The following is an 11,361-nucleotide window of genomic DNA, read 5'->3' as shown; positions in this document are numbered from 1 at the left end:
GAGCGCCAGGTGGGCCACGGCCTCCGCCGGCCGGTCCCGCTGCCAGTCCACGAACGCCAGCGCCAGGTACGCGTAGCCGCAGTCGGACCGCGACGACCAGCCCTGACACGGCGGCATCGCCAGCGCCTCCCGGGCCAGCTCCTCGGCGGCCCGCAGCGCGCCCCGGGCCGCCTCCAGCAGTGCCGAGCGGCTGACGCAGAGCAGTTCGGTACGCGGCCGCCCGGCCCGCCGCGCCGCCTCCCGCGCGGCGGCGAACCGGTCCCGGGCGGTGGACAGCTCCCCCTCGGCCAGCGCGACCAGGCCGTGCGCGGCACCGACCACCGCACGCACGTCGTCCCGCTCGGCCGACCCGGCACGCGGATCGGCTCCCGCGTCCGCGGGCGGGCCGGACGCGGTGGCGAGCAGGCGGTCGGCGGCCCGGCGTACCTCCTCGTGGTCGCCGCCGAGCCGGGCGAGGCTCAGCTCCACGGCGGCGGCCAGCCGGCCGAACCGGTCTCGGCGCGGCGCGGGCAGGTCGGCCGCGTCGACGAGGGCCCGCCGCAGCTGCGCGTCGGCGGCGGCCGGATCCCCGGCGTAGGCCCGCTCGGCGGCGGCGGCCAGCGCCAGCTCCGGATCCCGGCGGACCGCCTCGGCGGGCGGCTCGGGTGGGGCGGGTACGGCGGCCGGTTCGTCCGGTGCCAGCTCGGGCCAGCGGGTGACGAGCAGCTCGGTGGCGTCGGCCCACGCACCGGCGAGAAGCGCGTGCCGCAGTGCCTCGGCCGGACGGTCGTGGGTGCCGTACCACCCGGCGGCACGCCGGTGCAGCTCCCGCACCTCGTCGGCGGGCAGCCGGTCCAGCTCGTCGCGCAGCACGTCGGCCAGCAGCGGGTGCGGCCGGTACCACTGCGGGCTGCCGCCGTCCCGGTGCAGGAAGCCGCCCTCGCGGGCCGCCTCGGCGAGCAGGTGCCCGGCGTCGGGCCGCCCGGTCAGCGCGGCGGCCAGGTCGGCGTGCACCGCGACGGCCACCGCCACCCGGCGCAGGACGTCGCGGGTCGCCGGTTCCAGCGGGGCCAGCACCTCGTCCCGCAGGTACGCGGCGACGTCCGGCTGGTCACCGGCGAACCGTTCCACCGCGCGGGCCGGGTCGGCGGCGTCGCCGAGTGCGAGCGCGGCGAAGCGCAGCCCGGCCGGCCAGCCGGTGGTGCGCTCGGCCAGCCGCGCCACCGCCGGGGCGGGCACGGCCACGCCGTGTGCGACGAGCAGGTCGGCCACCTCGTCGGCGGTGAACGCCAGGTCGTCGGCGCCGATCACGGTCAGCTCACCGGCCAGCCGCCAGCGGTGCAGCGCCAGCTGTGGTTCGCCGCGCGCGCCGGCCACCAGCCGCAACCGGCCGTCGGAGTGCCGGAGCAGGAACTCCAGCCCGGTCAGGGCGGCCGGGTCGGTGACCCGGTGCAGGTCGTCCAGGACCAGCAGCACGGGCCGTTCCCGGGCGGCGAGCGCGGCGGCGAGCGTTTCGAGCTGCTCGGGCCGGGGTGGTCCGTCCGGCACCGGCGGCGGCGCGTCGTCCGGGTCGTCGGCGGCGGCGGTACGCAGGGCCGCCGCGAGGTAGCCCCAGAGCCGCCGGGTGGTCTCCCCCTCGGCCACCGTCACCCAGGCCGGCGCCGGCCCGTCCCGCTCCCCCTGCGCCCACGTCGACAGCAGCGTCGTCTTGCCCCAGCCGGCCGGCGCGCAGACGAGCGTCACCGGGCCGGACGCGCCCTGTTCCAGCCGGTCGAGCAGCCGCGGACGCAGCAGGACCGGCTCGGGCGGCACGGGCGGCGTCAACCGGGACGCCAGCAGCGGCGGGCCACCCGGCAGCGTCCCACCGGCGACATCCGGCGAATCGAGACCGGTGGTGAGCAGATCGGGCGTACCGGTGATGTCGCTTGTGCCGCTCGGTGCGGTGACGACCTGGTCTGCCTCCTCCGGCATGCGTCCCTCCCCCCGTCGGTGCGGGCAGCGGTTACCCGCACCGCGCCGGTTCACCCCTTCCGGGCGAACCCCGCTCACCCGGGCGCCGCGCACCCTGTAGGCACGCGGAGCGGCGGCCGGGTGGCGCCGCCATCGGGACGGCGGGAGGTCGGGTGACGCGGAGCGGACGGCTCGCGGCGGGCGCGCTGGCGCTGGCGGGGGCACGGGTGCTGGCTCCGGCGGGCGCGCGGGTGCTGGCGCGCCGCCGGGCGCGGCGGTCCGGCGCCGACCCGCGGCCGGGCCGGTGGCAGGTGGTGACCATCGCCGGGGCGCCCGAGCAGGTGCTCCCGGCCGGCCGGTGGCCCGAGCCGCTGCGCCGCCTCGACGGCGCGGTCGAGCTGTGGGCCCGTCCGGCGCCGGGCGGGCGTGGAACGGAGCTGGCGGTCCGCCCGCTGGGCGGGGAGTGCACGCTCCCGGGGTTCGCCGCGCACCTGGTCGGCGACGACCCGGGCCGGTTCCTGCGCCACGTGCTGCGGCAGACCAAGCAGCTCCTGGAGACCGGCGAGGTGCTGCGGGCGGACCGTTCGCCGCTGGACCGGCCGGGGACCGCGACGTGAGGGCGCTCTGCTGGGCCGGTGCCGGCCTGGTCGAGGTGCGCCGCGTCCCGGACCCGGAGCTGCGCAACGCCCAGGACATGATCGTCCGGGTCCGGCGCAGCACCACCTGCGGTGCGGACCTGCCCCTTCTCGGTGGGCAGGTGCCCGAGGCGTCCGCCGGGGAGGTGCTCGGACGCGAGTTCCTCGGCGACGTGGTCGAGGTCGGTCCGGAGGTACGCCGGCACCGGGTCGCCGACCGGGTGGTGGTGGGCGCGGCGGTGGCCTGCGGGGCGTGCTGGTTCTGCCGGCAGGGGCTGCCGGCGTGCTGCGACAACGGCACGAGCGGCGTGGCGGCCGAGCCGGAGTGGGGGCAGCCGCCCGCCGGCGGCTACGGCCGCCCGGCCCGGCTGGGCGGCTTCGCCGGTGGTCACGCCGAGTACGTGCGGGTGCCGTACGCCGACGTGGGCGCGTTCGCCGTGCCGGAGTCGGTGAGCGACGACCGGGCGGTGTTCGCCGCCGACGCCGCGCCGGCCGGCTGGTACGGCGCCGAGCTGGGCGAGGTGGCCCCCGGCGACGTGGTGGCGGTGTGGGGCGCGGGCGCGGTCGGCCAGCTCACCGCCGACGCGGCGGTGGCCCGGGGCGCGGACCGGGTGGTGGTGGTCGACGACCGGGACGACCGGCTGCGGATGGTCACCGGGCACGACGGCGTGGAGGCGCTCAACCACAGGTACGTGGACGTGCTCGCCGAGCTGCGCGAACGCAGCGGCGGCCGGGGCCCGGACGTGTGCGTCGACGCCTCCGGGGTGCCGGCCGTGCCGGGCCGGTGGCCGGTGGCCGAGCCGGACGGCGGGGCGGCACTGCGCGAGGCGGTGCACGCCTGCCGCAAGGGCGGCGTGGTGGTGGTGCTCGGCGCCCGGCCCGGGTTCGTGGACCGGTTCCCGCTCGGTGCGTTCGCCGACAAGGGGCTCGCCGTCCGCGCCGCCCGGCGCCGGGGCGGTGCCGCGATCCCGGCGCTGCTGGAGCGGATGGCCCGCGACGAGCTGGTCACCGAGCACCTGGCCACGCACCGGATGCCGCTGGAGCGCGGCGCCGAGGGGTACGCGTTGTTCCGGGACCGGGCCGACGGCTGCGTCCGGGTGCTCTTCACACCGTGAAGGTGAGCGCCGTGGATGGCACACTCGGCGGATGCGCGCAGACCGTCCGTACGACCTCGTCCTGTTCGGCGCCACCGGCTTCACCGGCGGGCTGACCGCCGACTATCTGGCCCGGCACGCGCCGGACCGGCTGCGCTGGGCACTCGCCGGGCGTAACCCGGACAAGCTCGCAGCGGTACGGGACCGGCTGGCCGCGATCGACCCGGCCCTGGCCGAGCTGCCGCTGCTCACCGCCGACGTGACCGACCCGGCGTCGCTGCGCGCGGTGGCGGAGAGCGCCCGGGTGGTCGCCACGACAGTCGGCCCGTACGTGCACCACGGCGAGCCGCTGGTGGCCGCGTGCGCCGCGGCCGGCACCGACTACCTCGACATCACCGGCGAGCCGGAGTTCGTGGACCGGATGTACGTGCGGCACCACGCCGAGGCGGTGCGCACCGGGGCACGCCTGGTGCACGCCTGCGGCTTCGACTCGATCCCGCACGACCTGGGCGTCTGGTACACGGTCAAGCAACTGCCCGCCGACGGGCCGATCGCCGTGGACGGCTACGTCCGGGCCGGTGGCCGGTTCTCCGCCGGGACGTACCATTCGGCGCTCACCGCGTTCTCCCGTACCGGTGAGATGAGCCGCGCGGCGCGGGCCCGCCGGGCGATGGAGCCCGGCCCGGACGGACGCCGGGTCCGCGCGGTCCCGGGCAGGGTCGGCCGGGTACGCGAGTTCGGCCAGTGGGCGGTGCCGCTGCCCACCATCGACCCGCAGGTGGTCCGCCGGTCCGCGGCGGCCCGCCCGGAGTACGGCCCGGACTTCCGCTACCGGCACTTCGCCGCGATGAAGCGGCTGCCCACGGTGCTCGTCGCCGGCGTCGGGCTGGCCGGTGTGGTGGGGCTGGTGAAGGTGGCCCCGACGCGGCGGTGGCTGCTCGGGCGGCTCGCCTCCGGGCAGGGCCCGACCGCCGAGCAGCGGGCCAGGTCGTGGTTCCGGGTGCGGTTCGTGGGCACCGGCGGCGGCCGGCGGGTGGTGACCGAGGTGGCGGGCGGCGACCCGGGCTACGACGAGACCGCCAAGATGCTCGCCGAGTCGGCGCTCTGCCTGGCCTTCGACGACCTGCCGGAGACCGCCGGGCAGGTCACGCCGGTCGCGGCGATGGGTGACGCGCTGCTGGACCGGCTGGTACGCGCCGGCATCACGTTCCGCACGCTGTCGTCGTGAGGTTGACCCTCGACCCGCTTGAGGTCACAGGATGACGGCCGTGGAGAGCGAGCTTCGCAGCATCGGCGAACTGGCCCGGGCCAGCGGGTTGACGGTCAGCGCGCTGCGGTTCTACGACCGTTCCGGGGTGCTGGCTCCGGCCCGGGTGGACCCGGTGACCGGCTACCGCTGGTACACCGGGGAGCAGGTGGACCCGGCCCGGCTGGTGGCCGGGCTGCGCCGGGTGGGGATGCCGCTGGCCGGCATCGCCGAGGCGCTGCGGAACCGGCACCGGCCGGCCGAGGTGCACCGGCTGCTGGACGCGCACCTGCGCCGCCTGGAGGACGGCCTGGCCGACGCCCGTCGCGAACTCTCCCGGATCCGCAGCCTGATCGACCCGGAGGAGACCATCGTGACCACCCGCCTCGTGCTGTCCCGCACCGACCTCGCCGCCGCCGTGGACGCCGTACGCTTCGCCGTCGGCGCCGACCCCGGCCTGCCGGTCCTGTCCGGTGTGCTGGTGGAGGTCGAGCCGGACGGTGTCAGGTTGGTCGCCACCGACCGGCACCGGCTCGCCGTGGCCCGCGTCGCCGCCACCGTCGACGGCCCGCCGGTGAACGCGCTGCTGCCGGTGGCATTTGTGGACGACCTCCGCGCGCTGCTGGACGCCGACGGCGCCGAATCCGCCGACGTCGTCGTCGCCACCGACCGGGTGACGGTGACGGTGGCGGGCCGCCCGGTGGCCGCCGACCCGCTGCCGTACGACTTCCCGGACTACCGGCGGCTGCTGCGGGCACAGCTCGGCGACGTACCCGCGTACCGGATCCCGTTCGACGGCGCGGCGCTGCGCGCGGCGCTCACCACCGACGACGTCCCGGTCTGTCACCGCGCACACGAGGGCGTCGCGCACGAGGTGGTGGCGCTCGGCCTGGACGGCCGGGGCGAGCTGCGCCTGGTGGATCCGAACGGCGCGGGCGACGCTGCGGATGCGCTTCGCGTGGCGGTCAACCGGGAGTACCTGCTGGACGCCCTGGGGTCCGGCGACGGTCAGCTCGTGCTGGAGCTGGACGGCCCGATCGCCCCGCTGGCCGTGCGGCGGCCCGACGACGCGCACGCCTTCTCGGTCCTGATGCCGGTACGCCTCTGACGGTTCGCGCTTGTCGTCGGAGCCGGCACCGCTCCGCGGCACCTATCCGTGACCGTGCGTGACGCCGCCGCCCTCCCGGGTGCGTCACCTCTTGCGCACTTTGCTCTGCAGCCATCCGCGAGACGCTGACGCTCCGTCGAACGCCGCGTCGGTGGCTGCAGAGCAAAGTCGCCGGAGGGGCATGTCCGCCGGAGAGCGGATCCGTGAGATTGACCAGTTCAGCGGGCTGGTGGTCCGCAGCGGGGCGGCGCGGGCACCGGAGCGCCATCACGCAACGTGAGCACACCCTGTCGACGGCTCAGCCACCACGCACCGTCACCGGAAAGGGCCTCGCGGCGGCGGGCTGCGCGGGCCGGGCCGGGGCGGCGGGGGCGCGACGGTAGCATCTGGAGGTCCCACCTGACTGCCTGGACGGAGGCGTACGAGCAGCATGCTCGACATGGAGTTGATCCGGAAGGATCGCGAGGCGGTGGCGACCGCGCTGGCGAAGCGTCTGGATCCCGCCGAGGTCACCCGGGCGCTGGACGACATCCAGCGGCTCGACCAGGAACGACGCGCTCTGATCACGGAGATCGACGCCGAGCGGCAGCGCCGCAAGGCCGAGGCGCGCGCGTACGCGGAGGCGAAACGGTCCGGCGGCACGCCGCAGCCGGTCGCCCCGGAGGCCGAGCGCAAGCAGCTCGCGGAGCTGGAGTCCCAGCTCGACGAGGTGCAGTCCCGGCTCCGCTCGGCGATGAGCGAGCTGCCGAACCTGCCCGCCGACGACGTGGTCCCCGGCGGCAAGGAGGCCAACCGGGTGGTGCGGACGTTCGGCGAGGCACCGGCCATCGAGAAGGTACGCGACCACGTGGAGCTGAGCCGCGCGCTCGGCCTGGTCGACCACGAGCGGGGCGTCAAGCTCGGCGGCTCGGGCTTCTGGATGTACACCGGCCTGGGCGCCCGGCTGGAGTGGGCGCTGGTGAACTGGCTGATCGAGCAGAACATCCAGGCCGGCTACGAGTTCCTGCTCCCGCCGCACCTGCTGCTGGACAGCGCCGGTTTCGCCGCCGGGCAGTTCCCGAAGTTCCACGACGACGTCTACCACATCGACAAGCAGTCGTCCTCGCGCGGCCAGTTCCTGCTGCCCACGGCGGAGACGGCGATCCTCGGCGCGTACCAGGACGAGATCCTGGAGACGCCGAAGCTGCCGTTGAAGGCGTTCGCGTACACGCCGTGCTATCGGCGCGAGGCGGCCGGTTCGCACTCCGACGAGCGCGGCACCGTGCGCGGCCACCAGTTCAACAAGGTGGAGATCTTCCAGTTCACGCTGCCGGAGCAGGCGGGCGAGGCGCTGGAGGCGATGGTCGGCCACGTCGAGGGCCTGGTCGGCAAGCTCGGTCTGCACTTCCAGACCAGCCTGCTCGCCGCCGGTGACGCGAGCGCCTCGATGAAGAAGACGCTCGACGTCGAGGTGTGGATGCCGAGCACCGGCAAGTACAAGGAGGTGTCGTCGGTCTCCTGGGCCGGCGACTACCAGGCGCGCCGGGCAGCCATCCGCTACCGCGAGCCGGGCGCGAAGCAGACCCGTTTCGTGCACACGCTCAACGGTTCGGCGCTGGCCACCAGCCGCCTGTTCCCGGCCATCCTGGAGCAGTGCCAGCAGCCCGACGGTTCGGTGGTGGTCCCGGAGGTCCTCCGCGACAAGCTCGGCACCGACCGCCTCACCCCGCGCTGACCCGCTCCCCCGCCGCTCCCGCCGCTCCCCCGCGATCTTGCACTTCCGGCCCGCCGGAAGTCCGCTTCACCCCTTCCGCCCGGGCACCAACTGCAAGATCGCGGGAGAGGGAGCGAGGGCGGGAGACGGCGAGGAGCAGCGCGGCGAGGAGGGCCGCGAGGACGGCGGGGCCCAGCATGTCGACGGCGCTCACCACGGACTGCTGGATGCGGGCGGCGGTGCGGATGATCGGGTCGGTGAAGGCGTCGTAGCGGCCCTGGGCGAGGCGTACCTCGTACCAGCCGTACCACGCGACGTAGCCGCCCGCGACCAGCAGCACCAGGCCGCTCAGCCGGGGCACCCACGCGCCCGCGCCGCGCAGCCGCGCCACGACCCGGCCGCGCAGCAGCGCCACGGCGAGCGCGGCCACGCCGACCACGAGCGCCATCCCCAGCGCGTACGCCCCGAACAGCGCCAGCCCGCGCAACGGCGACCCGGCCCGCAGGCTTGTCACCACGATCGCCAGGAACGGCGCGATCGCGCAGGTCAGCGACGTGAGCGCGTACGCCGCGCCGAACAGCGCCATGGACGGCCACGTGCGGGTGAGCCGGGGCGCGGCGCGCAGCGGGCGCGGTGCGGGCAGCTTCCGGCCGGCGAGCAGCCAGCATCCGGCCAGCGCCAGCAGCACGCCGAGCGTCACCGTCAGCCACGGCAGCCGGGGCCGCAGCCAGTCCGCCGCCGGTGCCAGGGCCAGCCCGAACGCGCCGAACACCAGCACGTACCCCAGGGTCAGCCCGGCCGTCGCGGTGAGCGCGCGGCCGACCGCGCCGCGCCCGCCGCCGGGGCCGGCCACCAGCAACGACAGGTACGCGGGCAGCATCGCGAAGCCGCACGGGTTGACCGCGCCGAGCATGCCCGCGGTCAGGGCGAGCAGCAGCGCGCCGGTCATCCCCGGGCCAGCGTCTCGACCTGCCGGGTCAACGCCTCGCCGTCCAGGAATCCCTGGTGGACGACCCGGCCGGTGCGGTCCAGGACGACGAACGTGCTCTGCTCGGCCACCTTGAACCGGCGCCACAGCGTGCCCGCCCGGTCGTCGATCTGTGTCGTGCCGCCCAGGTCGAACTCGGTGACGAACGACGTCATGGCCTTCTGCTCGCCGAGTCCGGCGACGCCGACGATGGGGACGGTGTCGCGGTAGGTGGGGGCGATCTCGGCCACCGTCCACGCCTGGCTGGCGCAGGTGGCGCACCAGGGCGCCCAGAACCAGAGCACGACCGGCCGCCCGGCCAGGGCGGCGGCGTCGAACGCCGTACCGTCGAGGGTCTTGCCGGTGAACGACAGCGCGGCCGGCACCACGGCCGGTGACGCGGACGCCGGCGCGGATGCCGGCCCGGCCGGGGACGCGGCGGCCGGGGCCGCCGGGGCGACCGCTGCGTCCCGGGCGCCGGGCTCGGGTCCGGCGGCGCAGGCGGTCGCGGCGGCGAGCGTGGCGGCCAGTACGGCGGCGGCTGTCACACGGACGGCGGTACGCATCGGCGGCTCCTGGTTCTACTCGGCCCGGACGAGGCGGAGCGCGAGTTCGGGACAGACCTTTACCGCCTTGAGCGCGCCCTCGCGCAGCCACGTCGGCACCGGTGTGGGCGGGAACGCCGGGTAGCCGTTGCCGTCGAGCCGGATGAAGTCCGGCACCACGTGCGCGCAGAGTCCGTGGCCGTCGCAGCGCGACCAGTCCAGGGTGAGCTTCTGCGGGTTGGCGTCCGGCGCGCCGGGCAGGCCCATCATGCCCTTGACGCGTTTGCCGCAGCCCTCGCCGGTGGCGTGCAGCCGCAGGTCGTCGGCGAACACCTCCATGGCGGACAGCGCGAACCGGGCGGTGCCGTCCGGGTGGCTGCACGCGCCGCGTCCCTTGACGTCCCCGGCCGCGGCCCGGACCAGCTCGACCGGCGCGCTGCCGGAGACGGCGAGGTCGACCGAGCGGGCCAGGTCGGGCAGGCCCATCTTGCACGGGCCGCACTGCCCGGCGGACTCGCCCGCGAGGTAGCGCACCACCTGCGCGGCCTCGCCCAGCGGGCAGGTGTCGGCACCGAGCGGCACGATGATGCCGGCGCCGAGCGTGCCACCCACGGCGGTGAGCCCCTTGCGGGACACCTCGGCCCGCTCGGCGGCCGCCGCGGTGATCCACTTGCCGTGGTAGCCGCCCATCAGGATGCCCGGGCCGGGCGGCACCTCGCACAGGTCGAGGATCTCGCGCAGCGGGGTGCCGGCGGCGCACTCCACCACGGCCGGACGCTTCGCCGACCCGGTGACGGTGAGCAGCACGGTGCCCGGCTCGTCGTCGGTGCCGAGCGCGGCGTACTCGTACGGGCCGATCCGGGCGGCGACGGCGAGCTGGGCGTACGTCTCGGCGTTGGAGAGCAGCGTGGGCAGCCCGCCGACGCCGGAGTCGCTGGAGCGCTTCTTCGTGCCGGGCGGGATGTGCGGCAGGCCGTTGATGCCGTTGACGAGCGCGCCGCCCTCACCGGAGATGAACCGGTGCGGCACCGTGACGATGGTGGTGGGCACCGGCATCCGCCGTTCCTGCAACGCCTCGGTCAGCGAGGGCCGGCCCACCCCGTCGTCGGCCACCCCGATCACGATCTCCTCGGCGTCGAGCGCGAACGCGGCGAGCGCGGCGCCGTCCAGGATGAGGTGCGGGGCGCGGGTGAGCAGTACCTTGTCCTTCCAGCTCGCCGGCTCCCCCTCGGTGGCGTTGACGACCACCACGGCGCCCAGGTCCTGCCGCTCGCAGGACTCCAGCACGGCGCGCAGCTTGCGGGCGAACGGGAAGCCCGCGCCGCCCTTGCCCTTGAGGTCGATGGCCTCGGCGAGCCGCAGCAGCGCCGCCGGTTCCATCGGGCCGATCGGGCCGTGCACCTCCTCGTGGGCCAGCAGGTCGAGCCGGCCGAACTCGGCGAAGCCGGCGGTCAGGCGGGGCTCACCGACACAGGCGACCGGCGGGATCGTCGGGCGCGTCACCGGGCCTCACCCCGCAGCCCGGCCCAGTACGCACCGTCGACGGCGTCCGCGTCGGCCCGCTTGCGACGGCCGGACCGGCTCTCCTTGCCCGCGCGCATCGCCCGGCGGGAGGCGAGGTCGACGAGCGTCGGGGTGTCGTCGACGAACGCCTCGTCGGCGGCGTAGCGGGCCGGCGGGCGCCAGTAGTCCGGCTCCTCCGGCACGTCCTCCTCGTCGCGGTAGCGGCGGCCGGACCCGCTGAGCGGTTCGGCCGAGAGCGGGGTGCCGGAGATCGGGCCGGCCGAGATCGGCTCACCGGAGACCGGACGGGACTCCCAGCGGCGCGGGCTGTCCCACGGCTCCTCCGGCTCGTCGGTGGCGCGCGGGGGCGCGGAGTAGCGGGCCACCTCGGCCGCGGTGGCGTACCGGCCGCTGTCCGGGGGCGCGGAGTGGCGACCGCCGGTGTCCGGGGGCGCCGAGTGCCGGCCGCCGCTCTCCGGCGGCGCGGAGTACCGGGCGACCAGGTCCTCGTCGTCGCGGGAGCGGCGAGCCACCCGCTCCTCGGTCCGGGAGCGGCGAGTCACGCGTTCCTCGTCGTCGCGGCGACGGCGGCGGGACCGTTCGCCGTCGGTCCGGCGGGCCGGCGCCGCCTCCTCGTCGCG

At 76.3% G+C, this 11,361-nt stretch carries 9 protein-coding genes and 1 pseudogene; 5 read left to right on the top strand and 5 right to left on the bottom strand.

Annotated elements, in window-relative coordinates:
• Positions 1-1,950: winged helix-turn-helix domain-containing protein (locus ACPCK6_RS28315; RefSeq protein WP_423482721.1), on the bottom strand; the 1,950-nt coding region annotated here is incomplete at its 3' end.
• Positions 1,951-2,102: 152 nt separating this feature from the next.
• Here ACPCK6_RS28315 and ACPCK6_RS28310 point away from each other — a divergent pair.
• The 5 genes from ACPCK6_RS28310 (at position 2,103) to serS (ending at position 7,726) form a co-directional block, all read left to right on the top strand.
• Entirely contained in the window at positions 2,103-2,546 is a 444-nt protein-coding gene (locus tag ACPCK6_RS28310) for a hypothetical protein (RefSeq protein ID WP_396882665.1), read from the top strand.
• Positions 2,543-3,679 (top strand): alcohol dehydrogenase catalytic domain-containing protein, encoded by a 1,137-nt coding sequence (locus tag ACPCK6_RS28305; RefSeq protein ID WP_396882666.1) that lies wholly within the window; start codon positions 2,543-2,545, stop codon positions 3,677-3,679. Before ACPCK6_RS28310 ends, ACPCK6_RS28305 begins: the two co-directional genes overlap by 4 nt.
• A gap of 31 nt (positions 3,680-3,710) precedes the next feature.
• Positions 3,711-4,886 carry a saccharopine dehydrogenase family protein gene (locus tag ACPCK6_RS28300; RefSeq protein WP_396882667.1) on the top strand — a complete coding sequence of 392 codons (1,176 nt, stop codon included), beginning with the start codon at positions 3,711-3,713 and terminating at the stop codon, positions 4,884-4,886.
• A 31-nt stretch (positions 4,887-4,917) separates the two neighbouring features.
• Positions 4,918-6,012, top strand: a complete 1,095-nt coding sequence (locus ACPCK6_RS28295; RefSeq protein WP_423482720.1) for a DNA polymerase III subunit beta family protein — start codon at positions 4,918-4,920, stop codon at positions 6,010-6,012.
• A gap of 430 nt (positions 6,013-6,442) precedes the next feature.
• Positions 6,443-7,726, top strand: coding sequence for a serine--tRNA ligase (serS, locus tag ACPCK6_RS28290; RefSeq protein WP_184975299.1), 1,284 nt, complete (start codon positions 6,443-6,445; stop codon positions 7,724-7,726).
• Here the strand turns inward: serS and ACPCK6_RS28285 are convergent.
• From ACPCK6_RS28285 to ACPCK6_RS28270, 4 genes and pseudogenes are all read right to left on the bottom strand, one after another.
• Entirely contained in the window at positions 7,713-8,654 is a 942-nt protein-coding gene (locus ACPCK6_RS28285; protein WP_423482719.1) for a cytochrome c biogenesis CcdA family protein, read from the bottom strand. The genes serS and ACPCK6_RS28285 overlap by 14 nt on opposite strands.
• Positions 8,651-9,238, bottom strand: coding sequence for a redoxin family protein (locus ACPCK6_RS28280; RefSeq protein WP_423482718.1), 588 nt, complete (start codon positions 9,236-9,238; stop codon positions 8,651-8,653). The genes ACPCK6_RS28285 and ACPCK6_RS28280 overlap by 4 nt, the downstream gene beginning before the upstream one ends.
• A 15-nt stretch (positions 9,239-9,253) precedes the next feature.
• Positions 9,254-10,720, bottom strand: coding sequence for an NADH-ubiquinone oxidoreductase-F iron-sulfur binding region domain-containing protein (locus ACPCK6_RS28275; protein WP_396882671.1), 1,467 nt, complete (start codon positions 10,718-10,720; stop codon positions 9,254-9,256).
• Positions 10,717-11,361, bottom strand: a pseudogene (locus ACPCK6_RS28270) (hypothetical protein); the annotation flags it as partial. The pseudogene ACPCK6_RS28270 and the gene ACPCK6_RS28275, both read right to left, overlap by 4 nt.

Source organism: Micromonospora sp. AB353 (assembly GCF_049538395.1).
Classification (GTDB): domain Bacteria; phylum Actinomycetota; class Actinomycetes; order Mycobacteriales; family Micromonosporaceae; genus Micromonospora; species Micromonospora aurantiaca.
The sequence above is the reverse complement of the archived record's forward strand: the minus strand, read 5'-3'. Positions and strand labels throughout refer to the sequence as shown.

What these genes read in the sequence shown, in the direction of transcription:
- ACPCK6_RS28300 (WP_396882667.1), top strand. Translation starts at nt 3,711, where the DNA reads ATGCGCGCAGACCGTCCGTACGACCTCGTCCTGTTCGGCGCCACCGGC.
- ACPCK6_RS28295 (WP_423482720.1), top strand. Translation starts at nt 4,918, where the DNA reads ATGACGGCCGTGGAGAGCGAGCTTCGCAGCATCGGCGAACTGGCCCGG.
- serS (WP_184975299.1), top strand. Translation starts at nt 6,443, where the DNA reads ATGCTCGACATGGAGTTGATCCGGAAGGATCGCGAGGCGGTGGCGACC.
- ACPCK6_RS28285 (WP_423482719.1), bottom strand. Translation starts at nt 8,654, where the DNA reads ATGACCGGCGCGCTGCTGCTCGCCCTGACCGCGGGCATGCTCGGCGCG.
- ACPCK6_RS28280 (WP_423482718.1), bottom strand. Translation starts at nt 9,238, where the DNA reads ATGCGTACCGCCGTCCGTGTGACAGCCGCCGCCGTACTGGCCGCCACG.